We start from the raw sequence: 22,198 nt of genomic DNA, 5'->3' as shown, positions 1-22,198 counted from the left end.
TTGCCGGATAATAAATTATCGAACATAATTAAGTGGAAAAAGGTTGGAGAGTTTTATACGGTAATAAAAAAGGCGGTTTATACCGCCTTTTGTTTTAATAGTAATGAATTATTTATTGTTTGATCAACTTAACGCTTCGGGTGATATTGCCATAATCTACCCGCACAAAGTAAATTCCATTTGCACTTTCACTTAAATCTAAATTGTGTTTTCCTTCATTTAAATCGGCTTGATAAATTAATTTACCAACTACATCAGTCACGATTAACTTAGCCTCACGAGGCAATAAAACTGTGAACAATCCATTTGTTGGATTAGGATAAACATTAATGATTTCATCATTAGATCCCACAATAGCAATTCCTGTACATGGAGATACGTATTGCGTTACTGTATCTGTACTTGTACATCCATTCGCATCAGTACCTGATACAGTATAAGTAGTCGTTACAGTTGGAGATTCAACAATTGCTGCTGTATTGGCTGTGGTGTTCCAAGTATAAGTTAATGCACCGGTCGCCGTTAATGTAGCAGATTGTCCAATACAGATTAAAGTATTACTGCTTGTTGGCGCTAATACCGGAGGTGTATTCACAGTAAATGTTGCTACGGTAGCGTTAACACAACCGTTCGCGTCCGTACCTGTTACAGTGTAGTTAGTACTTACTGTTGGAGAAACTGCAATAGCCGCTGTTGTTGCGCTTGTATTCCATGTATATGTATTCGCACCGGTAGCTGTTAAAGTTCCTGTTTGACCAGGACATACCGAACCCGGAGTTTGCGCCACATTTAATGCAGGTAAAGCATTTACTGAAACCGTTGTTACTGCCGTATTTGTACAACCGTTAGCCGCAGTACCAATTACAGTATACGTCGTTTGAGAAGTTGGATTAGCGGTTGTGGATTGTGTAGTTGGCCCTGTATTCCATGTATATGAAGTAGCGCCAACAGCACTTAAAGATACAGTACTTCCGGCACAAACGGTGCCCGGCGAAGAAAACGCATTCACCACAGGCAATCCATTAACAGTAATGGAAGATGTTGCCGCGTTGACACAACCGTTAGAATTTGTCCCGAGTACTGTATAGGTGGTAGTGACTGAAGGGGTAACGATGATGTTACTCCCTGTTGGGCCTGTACTCCATGTATATGTAGAAGCCCCGGAAGCTGTTAAGCTTACCGAATTATTTAAACAGATTACACTGGATGCCGGAGCAACTGTGATAACAGGTAAAGGATTAACAACTGTAGTTAATGTGTTAGAGTTAGAACAGCCATAAGAATCTGTTCCGTATACCGTATATGTTGTTGTAACAGTTGGTGTCACTAAAATCGCCGGAGCCTGTGCACCGGTACTCCATGAATAGGTTGAAGCGCCGCTAGCCGTTAATGTTCCGCTTTGTCCTACACAAATTGCTGTTGGGGCCGACACCGCGGTCACAGTAGGCAATGGATTTACTGTCACTGTTTCTGTAGCTGACTTTCTGCACCCGTTACCATCCGTACCGGTAACCGTATATGTTGTAGTTACTGATGGAGAAACCGCTATAACCTGTGTGGTAGCTCCTGTATTCCACGTATAAGTTAAAGCGCCAATGGCAGTAATGTTTACGTTTTGTCCTGAACAAATTAAGCTCAAACTAGTGATGGCATTTACAACCGGTAAATTATAAACAGTAACACCGGATGTAACCGTATTAGAAATACAACCTGCGGCACTTGTACCCACTACACTATATGTTGTTGTTGAAGTTGGGCTCACTACAGCACTTCCGCCCTGGAAAGTATAAGTTGAAGCGCCGGATGGAGTCATTGTAAATGAACCACCCACACACATAGTTCCACTGTTAACAGAAATAGTTGGATTAGCTACCACCGAAACATTGGATGTTGCAAATGTTTGTGATACGCAACCGGAAGCATTGCTTCCAATTACAGTATAACTAGAAGTTGCAGTTGGTGTTACTACCGCACTTCCACCTTGGAATGTATAAGAAGTCGCGCCACTAGGACTCATCGTAAAAGATTTTCCTGCGCAGATACTTCCGCTATTTACAGATACTGTAGGGTTAGCTACCACTGTAACAACTGCCGTTGCATTTGAAGCGGCTAAACATCCATAGATACTACTTCCTGTAACGGAGTATGAAGTTGTAGTAGTCGGGCTCACTACAGTGCTTCCACCTTGAATAGTATATGTTGCGGCACCTGAAGGTGTCATTGTAAATGAACCACCGTTACAAATTGTTCCGCTATTTACTGAAATGATTGGATAGGCTTCAACGGTTACTGTAATTGGAGTACGACTCGCACTAACAGTACATGTATTTGCTTCCGCGTAATAAGTATAAGTTCCGGCTGATAAAACCGGTGTTACATAAGTTGCACCGGTTGCTAAAGCGGCTCCGCCTGTTGGATTGGCAAACCAACTTAAACTTCCCGTACCACTGATGGTAAGTGTAGTTGTACCACCGGCACATAAAGTTTGATTTGCAACAGGTGTTAAATTAGTTGGTGCATTAGGTACATTACATAATTTTACTAAAAACGCATCATCGTTTCCGCCTGCTGCAGCTTGATGACTTCCTGCGCTTGCAATTACGCCGGCAGCAGAAGAGTTTGTTCTACCGGATAAATAAACATAATTGGTCGCTTCAGCAATACATGATAATCCTGCATCTCCTCCAACTCCACCATAATAAGTACCCCACTGACGAACACCACTCGCATTAAATTTAGCTAAGAATGCATCATTACCACCACCATTGGAAGCTTGATAACTTCCCGGAGTCGCAATGCCGCTTCCCATAAATGTTGATGTTAATCCTGCCATATAAACGTTACCGCTTCCATCTGCGGATACACTTTGTCCTTCTTCATATCCGGAACCACCATAATATGTTCCCCACTGACGAACACCGGTATTATTGAATTTTGCTAAGAAAGCATCGTATCCACTATCATAAGACGGTTGATGACTACCAACTGTTGCAATAGCTGTTCCTCCGGTTGAGTTTGTTAATCCTGTAATCAGAACATTTCCGCTTCCATCCACCGTACAACCATACCCATAATCACTTCCACTTCCGTCACCGTAATAAGTACCGAACTGACGAACACCGGAAGTATTAAACTTTACTAAAAAAGCATCATCATTTCCGCCGTAAGTGGCTTGATGACTACCAACAGTTGAAATGCCGTTACTTGAATTAGTGAATCCTGTCACAAACAAATTACTACTAGCATCAGTAGCACAAGAATAAGCGTACTCTCCACCTGTTCCACCAATATATGTACCCCACTGACGAACACCGGCAGCATTAAATTTTGCAGCAAAAGCATCAAAACCTCCACCGATTGTTACTTGATGACTTCCTGCAGTTGATATAACATTTGCAGTTGATGTTGCAGAATATCCAACGATATAAACGTTACCTGCTGCATCTGTTGCACATGAATACGCAATATCACCACCAGTACCGCCATAATATGTTCCCCACTGACGAACGCCTGCAGAATTGAACTTTACTAAAAAGGCATCATTTGCACCACCACCAAATGCGGTTTGATGTGCTCCTGCAGGTGCGATTAGTGTACTTGTACCAGTTGTAGTGTAACCTGTTAAGAATACGTTTCCTGCTGCATCTGTTTTACATGAATAACCATAATCATTTCCGGTACCACCATAATAAGTTGCCCACTGGCGCACACCGTTAGAATTAAACTTAACAAGAAATGCATCAGCCGAACCACCACCAAATGTAGCTCGGTGACTTCCTGTTGTTGCAATGATAGTTCCGGCACTTGAATTAGTATAACCGGCCATATAAATATTACCCGCTGCGTCTAAACTAGTAGAGTGTCCGTAATCATTACCTGTACCACCATAATAGGTTCCCCACACACGTGTAGCCGGATCGATGATTAACTCTTTGGCAGGATTATAATTTTCGATTTCAAAAGATAAAACATTTTCTTCTACCACCCATTTCGCGTCTAATTGTTTCCCGTCTTGAAAAACAACAGGTGTTCCCTCTTGTATATTTCCTAAGGGCGTAGTTAGTGTTAAGGAGCCGTCCTTTTCTACTTTAATTTTATCTGCACCCTCTACTTCTAATTTAATTTTTTTGTAATCTGCTCCAGGCTTTACTATGTAATCGTACTTCAATGAATTTTCTTTCTGATAATAATGTAAATCAATGTTTGAATAAATATTTCTGTAATAAACATCTTCATACGAATGAACATTCTGAGTCTTCTCAGAACCATTCTCTAAATAATAATTATTTACCGCGGACTTTTGATTTTGCGTCTCTATTGTAAAATCCTTGTTAATCCCTTTCCAATTCATATCTAAGCGATACACCGTAGTTTGAAACGGAACCTTCACTTGAAAATTAGCCGGAGCGTTATTGGATCTTCCTTCCATTTCCGCTAAAGATTTCCAACTATCTACATGATTTAACTGATAGCTTACGCCATTGTTTCTTAAATGATAAACTAATCCATCGTTTGTTCCACTGAATAAAACATCAGGACGTAGGTTGTGGTTTTGATCACTCACCTGCCCCTTATTTTCGGTAAATACCAGCTCATCCTTTACTTTACCTTTTACATCATCAATAGATTTTTTACTATTGGAAGCAAAAGTACCTGTGGCTAAGGAAAAGGCCATTAAACCCAATACGGTTTTAGTGTAGATTTTAAGCATAATTTTCAGTTAAATTAACGGTATCTAATTTAATAAAAATCACCGAAATGACAAGAAGAAAAAAACCGTTTTTGTCGTCTAAAAATCTAAATAAATTGATGGAAGGGGATTTTTTACCTATAAATACCAAAAACCGCCGGGATTTTATGAAAATCAGGCTTAGGTGTCTGCTTCCACATTTTAACCGATTTTGATACAAGTTTTTCAGATGATGAAGTAAGGTTAATTCCAATAAATAAAAGCGTTTCTGGTTGCAAGGTTTGAATTAAATCATCGAAAAGTTGGCCGTTCCTATATGGCGTTTCAATAAAAAACTGCGCCTGATTACTTTTTAACGCCAAGCTTTCAAGTTCCTTTATTCTTTTGCTGCGTTGCGGTTTTTCAATGGGAAGATAACCCACAAAAGCGAAATTTTGTCCGTTAAAACCACTTGCCATAATACTCAAAACAATGGAGCTCGGACCTATTAACGGTTTAACAACAATGTTTTTCTGATGCGCTAATTTTACAACATCCGCTCCCGGATCAGCTATGCCCGGACACCCCGCATCACTGAGTAAACCAACATTTTTTCCCTCTATTAATGGCTTAATTAGTTCAGAAACTGAGTTAGATTTAGTGTGTTCATTCAGCTCCGCAATTTCAGCTTTAGAAATATCAGCGTAATTACATTGTTTTAAAAAACGACGGGCATTTTTTGCATCTTCTGCAATAAAATTGGTAAGAGAATTAACCAGCTCAGAATTATAATTTGGAACAACCAAACTTAAATCCGTTTCGCTGATGGGAACAGGTATAAGATATAAAGTGCCTGATGGCATGATTTACTTTTGCACGCTTTCTTCGGCGTATTTAGCCATAAATTCCATAGCCTTCTCAACCATTTCTGCGCTACCTAAAAACAACGGCGTGCGTTGATGCAATTCTTTAAGGTCCTTCTCCATGATGCGCGTTTTACCGTCGGTAGCTTTACCTCCCGCCTGCTCAACAATAAATGCTAATGGATTACACTCATACAACAAACGTAATTTTCCATTCGGAGATTTTGTAGTTGTAGGATAAATGTAAATACCGCCAGAAATTAAATTGCGGTGAATATCTGCAACGCCTGAACCAATGTATCGAGATGAATATGGACGATTGGTTGCTTTGTCTTCTTCCTGACAATACTTAATGTATTTTTTTACACCATCAGGGAAATGCAAATAATTTCCTTCATTAACGGAATAAATATTTGCGTTCGCCTTAGTTTTCATGTTTGGATGTGATAAACAAAATTCACCAATACTTGGATCTAAAGTAAATCCGTTAACACCCTTTCCGGTGGTATAAACCATCATACAAGATGAACCATAAATCACATAACCTGCGGCAACTTGCTCGGTTCCTCTTTGCATGAAATCTTCAATCGTACCGGGACCACTTAACGTAACACGACGGTAAATTGAGAAAATTGTACCAATGGAAACATTCACGTCAATATTCGAAGAACCATCTAAAGGATCGATAGCAACAACGTATTTTGCGTTTTTTGAAATCTCATTTTCAATTGGAATAATATCTTCATTTTCTTCGCTGGCAATGGCACAAACTTCACCGCCGGCTTTTAACGCCGCAATAAACTGTTCGTTCGCGAATACGTCTAGTTTTTTTACTTTTTCCCCTTGAACATTTGTATCGCCGGTTTCACCCAAGATTTCTGCCAATCCCGCTTTACTTACTTCACGGTTAACGATTTTGGAAGCAATACCTATATCTCTTAATAATCTGGAAAGTTCGCCTTTAGCGTAAGGAAAATCGGCCTGTTTTTCAATAATAAACTGACCTAAAGTTTTAACGTTCATAGAGGTTAATTTGAATTAATTCAAATGTATTAAAATACTTGGTAAACTGAAAAGGATTTAGATGAAAGTAGCAGAAAATAAGACTACTTATTTTGTGTATTCCTCTTTTAGAAACTCTCGCCAATCGCTAAGGTTAGCAATAACCTGTAACTGACGATATTGCTGGTGGAAATCAGCTTCATTTTCTTGCGCGTTTAAGATTTTTATTCGGTAATTATCAAAGGTAGAGAGAGCAAAACGCTCTTCAGGGCTTAATTTAGCTCCACTAAACTCCTTATCACGTAAATCATTAATACTCTCAACTAATCCGGAGCCAAGTTCCTTTGAAAAAATCTTTTTTAATAAATCGCCTTTGAATGACATATTTCACAAAAATAGCTATAATAGAAGGCTTCAAACTTTATGAAGAGATTGTATTATCAACATTTTTATGTTAATTCGTTTTGGGAAGACAATTGAGAAAAATTCTCACATATTATTTTTTGTTCGTTTTACTCTATTCGAGCGCACAATCCTTTGGTTCCAGATCGGCAGCCGAAAAAAAATGGGCCGTATTTCATCCCTTCGCTGCACTCAAAGTGCGGAAAATTTACAAAGAAGCGAAGCCAATTTATGAGCAGCTAAAACGCAAAAATATGCCGGACAGCTTTGATAATGGCGGGAAATTAGACGCATTCCGTCATATATTTTTCATGGCCGCTTTTGCCCAAAAAGTAAAAGCGAAAAAAGTCTTGAAACTCGGTATGGCGCACGAGAAAGGAAATTATAAGAACTTTTTGAAAGCAAAAAAAGAAGACGGCGAATTAGCGGATAGCCTGTCAAGCGTTATGGATTTACAAAATAATTATTTAGGTATTGAAACAGGAATAAAGTACAAAGAAAAAAATCCGGAAGAATTAAGTGCTATTTGTCTGACTGCTGTATTAGCCGGCAACGCGGTTTATTTTAAACGTGATAAAAATGGCAATTACCTCAAATGCAACGGCGAGTTGATTGATTTGAAACTCTACACTAAAAAATGGTTTATTCCGAAATGCTTAATTAATACGAATGAGAACTAATTACATTTTCTCTAAATGATGATTCGTTAGTTTGCAATTAATCCACTCATCATCCAATACAGAATTATATTTTTTATAGAAGTTAATCGCCGGTTCGTTCCATTCTAAAACTTGCCATTCCAATCGGCGTACCTTTTCGGCTTTGGCTACTTTAACAATTTCATCAAACAACAGCTTGCCTATACCCTTGCCTCGTTGTGACTCCGTTACAATGATATCTTCCAAAAACATGCACTTACCTTTCCAGGTTGAGTATTTGTAATAATATAAAGCAATTCCGATTATTATTCCGTTCTCTTCCGCCACAAAAAAATCAAACACCTTGTTTTTTCCAAAGCCCCAGTTTTTCATTTCTTCCACACTTACTTCTACCTCATCAGGCGCTTTTTCGTACGCTGCTAATTCCTTTACTAATCCAACTGCCGCGGAAATATCCGATTCGGTGCCTCTTCTTATAACAATGTTACTCATGATTTATAAAATTCTTTATACACTATTTTTTGCAGAATTCTTTTTATAATTAATTCAGCCATTATGGAAACTAGATCTTCCTCAGGCTTAAACGTACTCAACTTTTTTAATTGCTGTTCACTGATATCAATTCGATACAGTAATTCGTTGATTTTTGAAGACGTGGTTTTAGAAATTTGAGACAACTCTTTTACTAATCTCGCATGAATGGAATCATAATTGGCAGTAAGTGAAGCAGAAAATTCTCCATTCACACCGCAAGATTCAAAGTCTTTTTGTAATTGTTGTTTGAATTTCTCAAACAAATCGGGTTTTGATATCCCTGTAATTATATCCGGAACCTGATCACTCATTATTTTTTCAATAATAAACGCTCTACCGGTTTTTTATTTACGATGTGAGATTGTACAATTTCTGTTACATCTTCCTTTTTTACTCCTACATAAAAAATGCCTTCAGGATAAACAGCAACAGTTGGACCGAAATCACAAATTCCCAAACACCCAGCGCGTTGTGCCCGGATATTCAAGTTTACATTTAAGTCTTTAATTTGTTTTTTAAACTCTGTTACCAGATCTAATCCATGTGCTTCTCCGCAACTCAATCGTTCTGTTCCTGTGCGTTGATTGGTGCAAACAAAAATATGTACATCAAATACCATGCTTTAAAATTAAACAAATAAGCACGGATTGAAAACAAAAAATCCGGGCTAAACCCGGATTTCTGTTTCATTTATTTCCCATCCCCATGAGGTTTAAATGAAAGTTCTACTAACTAACAATCACTAGAACTTTAGTCCTACTGTACAAACAAAATTCGTGCCAGAAAATTTAATATCGCTCCTGTTTACGTATTTAGGATTATACATGTAATAATCTTCATTATACATTTGCCTTACTAATCCGAAATCAAAGGTCCAGTTATTACTTCTAAAACCAATTCCTCCACTATAAGAATTTCTTACAAATTTTCCGGTAAATGTATCGCCAAACGGACTACCAAGAGATGCGTAACCCAAACGAATTACAATTGGATTTAAATTAATTTCTGTTCCTACTCTAATGTTGTGAGCCGTTGTATACTTATCGCTAATGGTATTATTTACATCGCTAAATGCGCCGGCTTCCGAACCTAAGATGGTAGCTTGTCCGTAATTCACACCTTCATAATCCAATCCTACAACAAACATTTTCTTATAAATAAAACCTAAACTGGCGCCATAACGCATTGGCGTAATGATAACATACTTATACACGCCGCCATTTTCAGGAAAGGTAAAATCATACGAATCGCCTTCATCAAATTTTGTCGTCATTTTATAACTGTAAGTATCAGTCAGATTTAAAACAGTTGGTGTATGATAGTGTGCGCCCACACGAAGAAACTCATTGACACGATATAATATTCCAAGCTTCAAATTATAACCACGACCCGAAGTTTTATATGTTTCGTTGTACGACATGGATTCAAACCCTCCTAAACCGGGGTAATAATACACGTTATAATCATAAGACGTACTAAATGTTGAACCATTATAATTGATGTAAAGAGAATCTTTATCGTCACTTTCAGAATAAGTTGAAGAATGATTGTAACTGATGGATGGAATTCCCAAACTGGCGCCAATGTATAACTTGTCTTGATATCCATAAGCATATGCAAGGGCAAACTCATTCATTCGTCCTGTTGTTTGGATATACTTACGCTGATATAAATTAAATTTATCATTCGTGAACGAATAATATTGCCCGTCAATTGTATCCAGCAAATAGGTATTAAATGCAAGTCCGCTATAAGAAGGATCCAGATTATTTGGATTTGCATTTCCGGCATTAGCCAATAAATCGTTTGCAATAGATTTATTTTGAGAATATCCGCCAAGGGAAATATTCTGATTAAAATTGGCTAATTGATTAAACGCAAATCCAACGGAATGACGGTTATCTTTATTCTGTGTGCCTTCCCATGCCGCCACCATTCCTAAACCATTAAATAAGAAACCGGGTTTAAAGTTCTTCAACTCGTTTCCATTGTGAGTTCCGGTGATGGTGGTAAATCTGAGTCCCGGTGAAATATTCATCTCACCTTTACGATAAACACCAAGTCCGGCCGGATTCTGACTCATACAACTAATGTTAGCACCTAAGGCTCCGAACGCACCGCCCATGCTGATAAAGCGAGCAGTACCACCAATATTTGTTTGCGAATAACGCAAAGCATCCAAATCGTTTTGAGCAAAGCTGTAGCCGCTTAACAATGCCAGAGCAATTGCAAAATATTTTGTTTTCATAATAAAACCGAATTAAAATTAACGAGGTCTGTTACTTCCTCCTGAACCTCCGCTTGTGCGAGGTGTTGAACCACCACTGTTACTAGAACCGCCTGAATTGAATCCGCCACTGTTAAAGTTGGGTTGCGAATTATTTTCAAAGCTCTTCTTTGGCGGATCCATTTTTATTGGCTGCTGCTTTATAGGTTCACTTTTTACCGGAGGCTGTTTTACCGGCTGCGTTTCATAGGGTGTTTTTACCGGATTATTTTTTATCGGCTCCGGCGTATAAATTTCCGGACTTGTCGATTTCACATCACGCACCGGTTGCTTTTCCGGCTGATAGGCAGGATTAACTCTCGGTTTAATTTCACCGCTATTATTATTTTCAATTGGCGTTAATCCGGAAGGATTTGCATCGTATGACTTCACAGATTTAACCGGTTTTGAAACCTCAGTAAACTTCGGTGTGTTGGATTGATTCTCTAGTACGTTTTTAATGTATTGCGCCTTAAAACCGTCAGCATTATTCAAGCCGGGATTAGAAATTCGTCCGCTGTTTCCGCCACCATGAGAAGAACGAGGTGCATAGGTTGCCTTACTGTATCCGCTATTCGCGTCTAAACTATTGAAATAACCCCATCCTCCACCGTAGTACGGATTATTGTAACCATAATAAGGGTAGCCATAAAGTCCGTTATAAAAACCTTGATTATAACCGTTGTAATATCCCATCATGTATGGATCGTTGTATCCGAAATACGGACTGTATCCATAAGGATTATATCCATAACCATAGTACGGACTACCCCAGTTGTAACCCATTCCGAAACCGTAAGATGGGCCGCAATAAGATGGTCCCCACCAATTATAGCTCGAATAAATACTCGCTCCGTAATAAGCAGGATTATAGTTATACCAATAATAGTTAGTGTAATAATCGTCGTAGTAACCTAATCCATTCACCGAATTATTAAAACGACGTAAACGCGATGCGTATTGGTAATCGTAATAATCGTCTTTATCGTAAACAGGATCTTTATAAGCAGGATTTGCATCATCCTTCGCCTTTTGTGCAGCTAATTCCTCTTCTTTGCGTTTTTTCTCTTCTTCCTCTTGCTTTTTCTTGCGCTCCGCAGCCAAACGCTCCCGTTCTAACTTTTCTTCTTTAGGGTCAACATAAACATCATCGTTATAAGTCGCCTTTTTCATGTTAGTACAAGCGCCAAATACCAGTGAAGTAATGCCCGCTATGATTATAACCTTTTTCATGTGCTTAACGTGTAATAATAGGTTTAAAAAATTAACTTTGCGCGGAGATTTATTATGTAAATTTACAAAACTTATACCAAATCTCTTGTAATTCACAGATTTTATATAAGTGGTACTTTTAAACAGATTTAGTAACATTAGAATTAACATATTTAACAATACAGTATGAGTAAAGAACTCGCTACACGCGCCGAAGATTACAGTAAATGGTACAATGATTTAGTGGTAAAAGCAGATTTAGCCGACCATAGTGCCGTACGTGGTTGTATGGTAATTAAACCTTACGGTTATGGCATTTGGGAAAAAATGCAACAAACCTTGGATAAAATGTTTAAAGATACGGGGCATGTAAATGCCTATTTTCCTTTATTCATTCCAAAATCTTTTTTCAGCAAGGAAGCGTCTCACGTGGATGGCTTTGCTAAGGAATGTGCTGTTGTAACTCATTACCGTTTAAAAAATGATGCGAATGGTGGCGGCATAGTTGTGGATAGCGATGCTAAATTAGAAGAAGAACTTATTGTTCGTCCAACTTCCGAAACAATTATTTGGAATACCTACAAAGGATGGATTCAAAGCTATCGTGATCTTCCTATTTTAGTTAATCAATGGGCTAACGTTGTGCGTTGGGAAATGCGAACACGTTTGTTTTTACGTACAGCAGAATTTTTATGGCAAGAAGGTCATACTGCACACGCAACAGCTGAAGAAGCTATTGAAGAAACAAAAAAAATGTTGGATGTATACGCTGATTTTGTTGAGAATTGGATGGCTGTTCCGGTAATTAAAGGTGTAAAAACTGCCAACGAAAGATTTGCAGGCGCATTAGACACTTATTGTATTGAAGCTTTAATGCAAGATGGTAAAGCGTTACAAGCCGGCACTTCTCATTTCTTAGGACAAAATTTCGCTAAAGCATTTGACGTAAAGTTTGCTACCAAAGAGGGAAATCAAGATTATGTTTGGGCAACAAGCTGGGGTGTATCTACTCGTTTAATGGGTGCTTTAGTAATGAGCCATAGTGATGATAACGGTTTGGTACTTCCTCCAAAACTAGCACCGCACCAAGTGGTGATAGTGCCAATTTATAAAGGAGATGAGGGATTGAAAAAAGTATCTGAAACTGCGCTACAAATTGTTGCTAAACTTAAAGCAAAAGGTATTACCGTAAAATACGACGATCGTGATACTCAACGTCCGGGATGGAAATTTGCAGAATATGAATTAAAGGGTGTACCTGTTCGTGTAGCCATTGGAGAGCGTGATTTGGCTAATGGAACTGTTGAAGTGGCACGTCGCGATACCTTAAGCAAAGAAACCGTAAAAGCGGATGGCATTGAAAATTACATTGAACAACTCTTAAACGATATTCAAAGCAATCTGTACAAAATTGCTTTAGAACGTCGTACCGCAATGACACATGAGGCAAACAGTTATGATGAGTTTAAAAAACTTTTGGATGAAAAAGGCGGCTTCATTTACGCGCATTGGGACGGCTCAAGCGAAACAGAAGAAAAAATAAAAGAAGAAACTAAAGCTACGATTCGTTGCATTCCTCTAAATAATAAACAAGAGGCCGGCAAATGTATATACAGCGGCAAACCAAGTACGCAGCGTGTGATTTTTGCCCGTGCTTATTAATTTGTTTTTTGTTATCTTTATTTCATGAGCGACTTACTCAACAAACAGCGTCAGCAGATTATAGATTTACTGAAAGAAAAATCAGTAATGAAACAGGATGTGTTTCGTAACACCATTAATGCATTTGGAATGATGCGTGAAGTATGTCGCGAAATAAATAACGATTTAAAATCGGAAGTGGAAAAAATTGACAAGCGCGTATCACTGAATTTTTTTGAAGTGAATCAACAAGCTATGCAATTAAAAGTGGCGGGTGATTTGCTGGAGTTTTACATGCACACAAATGTATTCGAGTTTGATCGCTCGCATCCCATGTTTAAAACCGGTTACATTAAACAAAACGAATATAACTCCTATTGCGGCATTATAAATATTTACAATTTTCTAGCCGATTCATTTACTTTTAATCGTTATAATGATTTGGGCTACTTAGTAGCTAGGATTTTCGTGAACCGCGAAATGCGTTTTTTCATGGAGGCTAAAGGGCCGATCGGTCTAAAACATAATACCTTTTCGGAGGGTCCCTTAACCAAAGAAGTATTGAAAGAAATCATCAATGATTTAATTTTATTCGCAATTTCATTTGATTTATTTACACCTCCATTTGATGCAGTACGCGAAGTAACTGTGAATGAAATGCAGGAAAAAACAAGCAGTGTAAGTTTACGCACCGGTAAACGCTTAGGTTTCGGTTCAAGCGATGACAGTTATAACGAAGATTTAATGGTGTAAGACTCAATGAAAATCAAACCTACATCATTAAAAGAAATTGCAGCGATTATTCAAGCTAAATTTATTGGCACTGAATCGCATCTCATTACCGGCTTCAACGAAATACACCGTGTTGAAGCAGGAGATGTAGTGTTTGTCGATCATCCGAAATATTACGATAAAGCATTATCAAGCGCAGCCACAACCATTATTATTAATAAAGAAGTAGATTGTCCGTCAGGGAAAGCATTGATTCTGCACCCTGAACCATTTACTGCGTTTAATACTTTAACCAGACATTTCAATCCTCTCTCCTACTCTAACTCAAACATTAGTCCGACTGCTAAAATCGGCAGCCATGTTACCATTATGCCGGGTTGCTTTATTGGTAATAATGTAATCATTGGCGACAACACAGTTCTTCATCCTAATGTTGTTATTTATGATCAATGCGAAATAGGAAACAACGTTACCATTCATGCTAACACAACTATTGGTTCGCATGCTTTTTACTTTAAAAAACGCAGTGATGCATTTGAACAATTACAAACTGTTGGGCGTGTTTTGATAAAAGACCATGTTCACATTGGCTCCAATTGTACAATCGACAAAGGAGTCACTTCAGATACTATTATTGGGAAAGGAAGTATTCTGGACAATCAAGTGCATGTTGGACATGATACCACCATTGGAGAAATGTGTTTATTTGCTGCTCAAGTCGGTATTGCGGGTGCCTGTACGATTGGAAATAAAGTCACCATGTGGGGACAAGTCGGCATCTCCAGCGGTATAACTATAGAAGATGGTGCCGTTATTTTAGCTCAATCAGGATTGGGTGAAAATGTAAGTGCAGGACAAACGTATTTTGGTACACCGGCCGGAAAAGCAAAAGAGAAAATGCGCGAATTATTTGCAACGAAACAGTTGCCCGACCTTATCAAAAAACTTTACGATAAAAACGATTAGGCATTCGTTGCCTTTTCGATAGATTGCCATAACAAATCAGCCGATTTATCCCAGGAAAACAAATCTTTTCTCAGTTTTCCTTTCTCGATTAATTCTGATCTTAAGGCCTTGTCGGCGTATAATTTTAGCATGGCATTTTTAATCTCACTCACTTCATACGGATTAACAAAAATGGCCGCGTCTCCTGCGATTTCGGGCAAGCTGGTTACATTACTTGTTATGATTGGAATTTCGCTTTGCATCGCCTCTACTAACGGAATACCAAAGCCTTCAAAATATGGAACGAATGTTAAAGCTAAAGCTGATGCCATCACGTTTGCCAAATCTTCATTGCTTAAACGATTCGTAAAAATTATATCTTCTTTACAGGCCAGCGCATCAATGGATTTATAGATTTCACTCATGCCCCAATATTGCGGTCCTGCTAAAAGTAATTTGATTCCAGAATTTGATTCTTTTTTGAAGGCACCAAAAGCTTCGATTAAACGTGAGATATTTTTACGGGGATGTAATGAACCAACAAACAAAAAATAATCGCAACCCTTCGAAAATTTCGACTTTGTTTGCTTTTTAATTTCTTCATTAACCGATTTAAAATCTGAATTAATTCCGTTGTAAACCACATCAATTTTATCCGGATTGATTTTATAATTGTCTGCGATATCTTTTTTACTATACTCTGAAACCGTTGCAATTCGGGTTGCCTTTTTTGCAAAGCGAGGAAAAAAATAATTATAGTAACGGCGTGTTAATAGTTTTACGTCTTGCGGATTATGTAAAAAATTGATGTCGTGAATCACCGGTAATTGTTTGCATTTGGCACCTAAACTTAAAAAACCATCAGGCGATAGAAACAAATCGGGTTTTAAGCTATTAAGTGTATTCTTTACCGAAAACTCAAACCAGGCGTAATATAAAAACGGATGACGCGCCTGAGGACCAATAATGATTGGTGTAATGTTATCGCTAAAAAGAAATTCGGAGTCAAATGGACGATCAAATAAAAAGACAAAATGCACGTTAGAATGCTTAGTTGTTATACGTTTTAAGGTTTGATAAGAAAACCATCCCATTCCCTCTAACCTGTTTTTAATTAAAAGTCGCGTATTTACAGCTATTTGCACTTGGCAAAGCTATCAAAAAAAGGGTAAAAAAGAGCAAAAAAAAGTTATCTTTGACATCCTGTAAAAAAATGCAGCAAAGGAAGTTCATACTCAATTTAGCCCTGCTAATTATTCTCAACTTGCTTATTAAGCCATTTTGGATTTTAATTATCGATCCGGGTGTTCAATATCAGGTTGGGAATGCGCATTACGGAGAATACTCGGCGCTGTTTATGTTTTCTTTTTTACTTACCATTTTTCTTGATTTTGGGTTAACCAATTTCAACAACAAAAACATTGCACAAAACAATCATTTGTTAAGTAAACACTTCAGCAGCTTATTGTCACTGAAATTTGTATTAGGAATAATTTACATAATGTTAACCATGCTCTGCGCCTATATCGTTGGCTATGATGCACGTTACATGAAACTCCTTTTAATCCTTTGTATCAATCAATTTTTCATCAGCTTTATATTGTATTTGCGCTCGAATTTACAAGGCCTACACCTATTCAAAACCGACAGTATTGTGTCGGTATTGGATCGCTTAATCATGATTTTGATTTGCTTTGCTTTATTCTGGCATTGGTTTGGTCTGGAAGTTGACATCATGAATTATGTATATGCGCAAACCATTGGTTATGGTTTAACGGCACTCATTACATTTTGGATTGTTTTAAAAGAAACACACACGTTTAAATTAACCTGGAATTGGCGTTTCAGCTACATGATGCTGAAGAAAAGTTTTCCATTCGCCATCTTAGTATTATTGCAAACCTTTTATAATCGAATTGATTCGGTAATGATAGAAAGGATGTTACCTGCGGGCGTAGGAGCATCTGAAGCCGGCATTTATGCTAAAGGTTTTCGTTTATTGGAAGCGGCTATGATGATTGGTTTTTTATTCGCAACACAATTACTCCCGATATTCAGCCGAATGCTGGAGTTTAAAGAAGACGTCCAGAATTTAGTAAAACTATCTTTTTCACTCTTAATTACTCCTGCTATTATCGTATCCATGGGATGCGCCTTTTACAGCAACGAGTTATGCCTTCTTATTAATAAAAGCACCGATTCGGCTCCGGTATTCAGCACTTTAATGTTTTGTTTTACAGCAAGTTCCATTTCCTATATTTTTGGAACGCTCTTAACTGCCAACGGAAACTTAAAACAAATGAATATCATGGCCATTTGTGGCATTTTAATTAACGTGATTTTAAATGTGATTTTAATCCCTCAGTTTCACGCCTTTGGGAGTGCGATTGCCAGTGTTACAACACAGTTTATGACTGCTCTTATTCAGGTGTTTATAGCCGTAAAAATCTTCAAGTTTAAAACCAATAAACGCTTACTTATTGCCCTAGTTTTCTTTATATTTGGGGTAGCATGTATAAATTATCTTTCTCTACACCTTACCAAACAATGGATGCTTAATTTCGCCATCATGGTGGCTGCATCAGGACTTTGGGCCTTTGTAACAGGAATTATCAATATCAAATCAGTATTACGTTTTATAAAATACAAATAAGTGAATCAGGCAGACATTAATAATTCATCAGAGCAGCTTTTGATCAAAATCATTAAATGGCGTAAGCCTATTATGATTGCTTCTATCGCGGCTTTTATACTTTCAACCACGGTTGCTTTCTTACTGGCGCCACAGTATAAATCGGTAGCCACTATTTTTCCCACTCGCAGTTTCTCTGTATCAAAATTACTTATTGAACAAAACATAGGTAATCAGGAAGATTATATGCAGATTGGTGATGAAGATGACGCGGAAAAATTATTACAGATTCTTAATTCGGACCAATTAAAAAAACTGGTGGCAGAAAAACATAATCTCTGGCAGCGTTGGAAAATTGAAAAAGACAAATATGCTGAACACTATCTAAAACTTAAATGGGAGAACATGGTTCGTTACAAGCGTACCGATTTTAATTCTCTAAAAATTGAAGTGTATGATTATACCGCTAATGGCGCGGCAGAAGTTGCTAATACCATTACGGATTATGTAGATTCAATTAAAGATAACATGACGCGTGAAGTGGCGAAAAAAGCTTATGCTGTGATTAAAGAAGAATATGAAAATACCGTCTCTCGCATGAACGAATTAGAGGATAGCCTGCAAACACTTCGTCAGCTTGGTGTGCTTGATTATAAAAACGACGTAGAGGCATACACGAAAAGTTATGCCAAAGCCTTAGAAAAAGGAAATTCAACGGGAGCGAAATTATTGGAAGAGAAATTGAATGTTTTGAAAAAATTTGGAGGGGCCTATAATCAAATCAGTGAAAATTTAAGAAAATACCGTTTTAAATTTCCGGTTATAAAAGCTAAATACGATGAAGCGAACGTAAACTTAAACAAATCACTTCCATTTAAATTTGTAGTTGATAAAGCGACGCCAAACGAGTATAAAGCAAGACCTGTGAGATGGTTAATTATTTTACTCTCTACGCTTTCTACCTTCTTCTTAACAATTGTTGTTTTAGCATTAGGAGATAAGTACAAATCTGTTATTCATAAAATTAATTCTTAATACCGTGGAAAATTTCAATACTAAAGAATTGATCGCTGTTTTATTTAAAAATAAAAAAGCCATCATCATTGTCACCCTTCTTGCCATTGTTGCATCGGTAGCAGCTTCATTTATCATTAAACCTAAGTTTAAATCAACTGCGGTTGTGTTTCCTGTTAACTTAAGTCCGAGTTCAGAAGAATCAAACACTGAACAGTTATTGCAGTATTTCAATTCGGAAGAAGTAAAAAACAGAGTGGCTAAAAATTTCGATTTATATAAACATTACGACATCGATCCGAATTATAAAGAAGCTAAGAGTCTTTTTGATTTCTATTTCAAATCGAATGTGAGCATCAGCCCTACTCTTTACGAATCTATAGAAATTACGGTCCGAGATGAATCACCGGAAATGGCGCAGAAAGTGGCTCAGGGCATGATTGATGAGACTAATAAATTCATTATGGAACTTAAACGTGAACGTTTAGGCGAATACATTAAAAACTCACAAAAAGCTATCTCACGCGAAAGCAAAAACATTGACTCTATCAATTATCAAATTAATGAATTAAGAACGAAATATGACATTATAGATGTAGAAGCGCAAGCTAAATATTTAAGTAAAAAACTTTATAATGATAAGTCATTAACCGAATCACAAAAGACAACTTATGAAGGTATTAAAACTAAAAATGTTGAAATAAATAAACTTTGGTCAGTTTACACCGGACAAGCCAAAACAATTACCGATTTCATTGATCAATACGACCGTTATTTATTTGACTACAATAGCGACATCAGTTTCACAAACATTGTATCGAAGCCAAATTTACCTGATAAAAAATATTTTCCGGTGAGATGGATTATCGTTACCATTTCTACTTTATCCGCGTTCGCATTGGCTTGCTTATTCTTCATCTTAACTAACAAGTCGGTTCGAAAAGTTGATTAAACTGAGTAAAATAACCGTATTCTACGCACTTATTTTAACCTACATATTAGGTAACAGCTACGTATTGCTCTTTAAACGCGATATGTTCTATGCCTTTAATCTTTTGCCTATCGCGATTCTCATTTTTTACTGGGCTATTTTTAATATTGAGCGGGTTGTTTACTTGATGGTGTTTTGCACACCCTTAGCTGTTACTTTAAAAAACCTTGGCTTATCGGAAGGCATCGATTTAAGTTTACCAACCGAACCTTTAATGGCGGGATTAATGGTGATTTATTTACTCAATGAGCTGATGTATAAAATCACACCGAGAAATATCCTAAAGCATCCCATTACCATTTTAATTTTCATCCAGCTTTTATGGATGTTTATTACTACACTAAGCAGTGTTGACTTTACTGTATCCTTAAAATACTTGATTGCGCGCTTGTGGTTTGTGTTCAGTTGTTATTTTGTAGGTACGCAATTATTAAAAAACAAAAATAACATCCGTTCATTTATTCTTGCTTATGCAATTCCATTGGCAATTGTTTGTTTAATTACCATCTACCAACATGCCGCATTTAATTTTGACGATAAAATTGCCGATTGGATTGTTTCTCCTTTTTACAATGATCACACAGCCTATGGCGCTGCATTAGCGATGTACATACCGGTTATCATTGCCATGTTGTTTCAAAAAAACACCAGTAATTTAATGCGCATGCTTTATGCCGCTTTAGTTAGCATTTTTGTTTTGGCTATTATACTTTCATTTGCTCGCGCAGGATGGTTAAGTCTTGTTGCAGCAACCGGTGTATTTATCACATTAATGCTTCGTATTAAATTCAGAACACTTTTAATTACAACAATTACGCTTACCGTTTTATTCTTTTCCTTTCAGGAAGAAATTTTCATTGCCTTAGGAAGAAACAACACTGATTCAGAGGGCGATCTTTCAAAAAACATTTCGTCCATGACGAACATTTCAACAGATGCTTCAAACCTTGAGCGCATCAATCGTTGGAGTTGTGCGATGCGAATGTTTTATGAAAAACCATATTTCGGTTGGGGACCCGGCACGTATATGTTTAACTACGCGCCGTATCAAAAAAGCAGCGAACGAACGATTATCAGTACCAACTTTGGAACAAATGGTAATGCGCATAGCGAGTATTTAGGTCCGTTAACCGAACAAGGTGTTTTAGGATTATTAATTGTAGTAAGCATGTTGTTTTCAACCATGTTTATGGGCTATCGTTTAGTCTACACCGTAAAAGATAAAAACATAAAAGCAATTACCATTGGTGTTTTCCTTGGAATCTTCACCTACTTCGTTCACGGATTTTTAAATAACTTCCTCGATACCGATAAATTATCTGTGCCTTTCTGGGGCTTTATGGCTATTTTGGTTTGTATTGATGTGTATCACCGAAATGGTGAGCATACCGAGAGTAATACAGAAACTAACCGCATTTAATGGTTAGTAAAGCGATATCATCCACAAATAAATTCTCGCCTTTAAATTCTTCCGCATAATACATTACTGTATCATTAATAAAGGAAGGATCTGATTTGAGATTTTTACTTATTAATTTCTGCACACTGGTTTCTGTTAAATAATCACCGGCATCATTTAAGGTATCGGTGAGTCCGTCTGTGAAACAAAACAAAGTATATGCTTGAGGAATGTCTAAAATCTCAACTTCAATTTGCGGTATGGTTTCACTAATCCCTAACAAAGTGCATCCCTTAGCCAAGTTTGAAACTTTACCTGAGTTAAACAACATCGGGGGATTATGACCCGCATTAATATAAGTGAGCTGTTTACTCTTTGTGTTTATTTTTCCCAAAAACATGGAGACAAATTTTTCTCCTTTTGCATTATGCCAAACCCTTTTATTCAATTCAATAATAATATCCTTTAAGTTGTGTGTGTAATTCACCAAACTATGAAAGGTTGCCTGAATATTACTCATCAATAAAGCTGCCGCGATTCCTTTACCCGATACATCTGCTACACAAAACATAAATTCATGTAGGTTTAATTGAATGAAATCGTAATAATCGCCACTCACTTGTTGATGTGGAATGTATTTAGCCGCCGCTTTTAATGACTCCGTATTAGGTAATTTATCCGGGAACAACATTTGCTGCATCGTTTGCGCTAATTCCAATTCTTTTTGAATCTGTGCACGCTGAATAGTTTGCCGATACAGTTTTTTATTTTCAATAGATACAACAATAATATTGGTGAGTGTTTGAATGTAGGGCAAATGTTTTATGGCTGCACTCAACTCGAGCTTTTGCTCATTCACATCCCCTAATAAAACATAAGCCAACGGAATTTGCTTATGATAAACCGGGATTACAATTTCAAAACTCTTACTTAAGTTTCCTTTTGTAAAACTGATAGACTCAATTTCTTTGATCTCAAGTAACTCGTTTTCGAACTTGATGTGATTAAACTCTTTACTGATACCATACTTTAGAATACAGGTCCACTCCTTATCAAAACTAAAAAGGACAAGTTTCCCTACCTTGAGTCGGTTTTCTAAGATATCCTGGTAAAGATCGAGTAACTGAGAAGTAGAAAGATTGTTATTGATGGCCTTTGTAATTTCCAACAGCGCATTAAGTTTTAAATCCTTAACGGTTTTTGAAGTGTTGGAAATATGAATTTTTTTATTGGCCAA

19 protein-coding genes are annotated in these 22,198 nt (G+C 37.3%); 8 read left to right on the top strand and 11 right to left on the bottom strand.

All coding sequences use genetic code 11. The annotated features are described in order from the left end of the window. Positions 1-112 precede the first annotated feature (112 nt). The 4 genes from J0L69_07265 to J0L69_07250 all read right to left on the bottom strand — a co-directional run bounded on the left by J0L69_07265 (position 113) and on the right by J0L69_07250 (position 6,918). Positions 113-4,711: an SBBP repeat-containing protein gene (locus J0L69_07265; protein ID MBN8692980.1), complete on the bottom strand. Its 4,599-nt coding sequence runs from the start codon at positions 4,709-4,711 to the stop codon at positions 113-115. A 113-nt stretch (positions 4,712-4,824) separates the two neighbouring features. Beyond that, entirely contained in the window at positions 4,825-5,532 is a 708-nt protein-coding gene (locus J0L69_07260; protein ID MBN8692979.1) for an SAM-dependent methyltransferase, read from the bottom strand. Positions 5,533-5,535: 3 nt separating this feature from the next. Beyond that, positions 5,536-6,555: a class 1 fructose-bisphosphatase gene (fbp, locus tag J0L69_07255; protein MBN8692978.1), complete on the bottom strand. Its 1,020-nt coding sequence runs from the start codon at positions 6,553-6,555 to the stop codon at positions 5,536-5,538. A gap of 87 nt (positions 6,556-6,642) precedes the next feature. Then, positions 6,643-6,918, bottom strand: coding sequence for a hypothetical protein (locus J0L69_07250; GenBank protein ID MBN8692977.1), 276 nt, complete (start codon positions 6,916-6,918; stop codon positions 6,643-6,645). A gap of 272 nt (positions 6,919-7,190) precedes the next feature. Between J0L69_07250 and J0L69_07245 the strand changes: the two genes are divergently transcribed. Continuing rightward, positions 7,191-7,616: a hypothetical protein gene (locus J0L69_07245; GenBank protein MBN8692976.1), complete on the top strand. Its 426-nt coding sequence runs from the start codon at positions 7,191-7,193 to the stop codon at positions 7,614-7,616. Here the strand turns inward: J0L69_07245 and J0L69_07240 are convergent, their stop codons facing one another. The 5 genes from J0L69_07240 to J0L69_07220 form a co-directional block, all read right to left on the bottom strand. Next, on the bottom strand, positions 7,617-8,087 hold the full coding sequence (locus J0L69_07240) for a GNAT family N-acetyltransferase (GenBank protein ID MBN8692975.1): 471 nt from the start codon (positions 8,085-8,087) through the stop codon (positions 7,617-7,619). After that, positions 8,084-8,440: a hypothetical protein gene (locus J0L69_07235; GenBank protein ID MBN8692974.1), complete on the bottom strand. Its 357-nt coding sequence runs from the start codon at positions 8,438-8,440 to the stop codon at positions 8,084-8,086. The genes J0L69_07240 and J0L69_07235 overlap by 4 nt, the downstream gene beginning before the upstream one ends. After that, positions 8,440-8,748, bottom strand: coding sequence for a (2Fe-2S) ferredoxin domain-containing protein (locus J0L69_07230; GenBank protein MBN8692973.1), 309 nt, complete (start codon positions 8,746-8,748; stop codon positions 8,440-8,442). The genes J0L69_07235 and J0L69_07230 overlap by 1 nt, the downstream gene beginning before the upstream one ends. Before the next feature lie 123 nt (positions 8,749-8,871). Beyond that, entirely contained in the window at positions 8,872-10,377 is a 1,506-nt protein-coding gene (locus J0L69_07225) for a hypothetical protein (GenBank protein MBN8692972.1), read from the bottom strand. 18 nt (positions 10,378-10,395) lie between these two features. Then, positions 10,396-11,628 (bottom strand): hypothetical protein, encoded by a 1,233-nt coding sequence (locus J0L69_07220; GenBank protein ID MBN8692971.1) that lies wholly within the window; start codon positions 11,626-11,628, stop codon positions 10,396-10,398. Positions 11,629-11,793: 165 nt separating this feature from the next. Here J0L69_07220 and J0L69_07215 point away from each other — a divergent pair, with 165 nt between their 5' ends. Genes J0L69_07215 through J0L69_07205 form a run of 3 tightly spaced genes read left to right on the top strand, consistent with a single transcriptional unit; the run spans position 11,794 to position 14,946 of the window. Continuing rightward, positions 11,794-13,269, top strand: a complete 1,476-nt coding sequence (locus J0L69_07215; protein ID MBN8692970.1) for a proline--tRNA ligase — start codon at positions 11,794-11,796, stop codon at positions 13,267-13,269. Between the two features lie 24 nt (positions 13,270-13,293). Further along, the gene (locus J0L69_07210; protein MBN8692969.1) at positions 13,294-14,001 is read left to right on the top strand and encodes a hypothetical protein; all 708 of its coding nucleotides are present in this window, start codon (positions 13,294-13,296) and stop codon (positions 13,999-14,001) included. 6 nt (positions 14,002-14,007) lie between these two features. Beyond that, a complete protein-coding gene (locus J0L69_07205; GenBank protein ID MBN8692968.1) occupies positions 14,008-14,946 on the top strand; it encodes a UDP-3-O-(3-hydroxymyristoyl)glucosamine N-acyltransferase in 939 nt (312 codons plus the stop codon). Here the strand turns inward: J0L69_07205 and J0L69_07200 are convergent. Then, positions 14,943-16,019: a glycosyltransferase family 4 protein gene (locus tag J0L69_07200; protein ID MBN8692967.1), complete on the bottom strand. Its 1,077-nt coding sequence runs from the start codon at positions 16,017-16,019 to the stop codon at positions 14,943-14,945. The two genes, J0L69_07205 and J0L69_07200, sit on opposite strands and share 4 nt — an antisense overlap. A gap of 119 nt (positions 16,020-16,138) precedes the next feature. On the opposite strand from J0L69_07200, the gene J0L69_07195 reads away from it, so the two are divergent. Genes J0L69_07195 through J0L69_07180 form a run of 4 tightly spaced genes read left to right on the top strand, consistent with a single transcriptional unit; the run spans position 16,139 to position 20,982 of the window. Continuing rightward, a complete protein-coding gene (locus tag J0L69_07195; protein ID MBN8692966.1) occupies positions 16,139-17,578 on the top strand; it encodes an oligosaccharide flippase family protein in 1,440 nt (479 codons plus the stop codon). Beyond that, positions 17,579-18,592, top strand: coding sequence for a hypothetical protein (locus tag J0L69_07190; GenBank protein ID MBN8692965.1), 1,014 nt, complete (start codon positions 17,579-17,581; stop codon positions 18,590-18,592). Between the two features lie 4 nt (positions 18,593-18,596). Next, positions 18,597-19,523 (top strand): hypothetical protein, encoded by a 927-nt coding sequence (locus J0L69_07185; protein ID MBN8692964.1) that lies wholly within the window; start codon positions 18,597-18,599, stop codon positions 19,521-19,523. Further along, positions 19,516-20,982: an O-antigen ligase family protein gene (locus J0L69_07180; GenBank protein MBN8692963.1), complete on the top strand. Its 1,467-nt coding sequence runs from the start codon at positions 19,516-19,518 to the stop codon at positions 20,980-20,982. The genes J0L69_07185 and J0L69_07180 overlap by 8 nt, the downstream gene beginning before the upstream one ends. Here J0L69_07180 and J0L69_07175 read toward each other — a convergent pair. After that, positions 20,969-22,198: a SpoIIE family protein phosphatase gene (locus J0L69_07175; GenBank protein MBN8692962.1), complete on the bottom strand. Its 1,230-nt coding sequence runs from the start codon at positions 22,196-22,198 to the stop codon at positions 20,969-20,971. The two genes, J0L69_07180 and J0L69_07175, sit on opposite strands and share 14 nt — an antisense overlap.

It is taken from the genome of Bacteroidota bacterium, assembly GCA_017303905.1.
Classification (GTDB): Bacteria; Bacteroidota; Bacteroidia; order B-17B0; family Aurantibacillaceae; genus JAHEYG01.
This window is presented reverse-complemented; position numbering and strand designations above follow the sequence as displayed.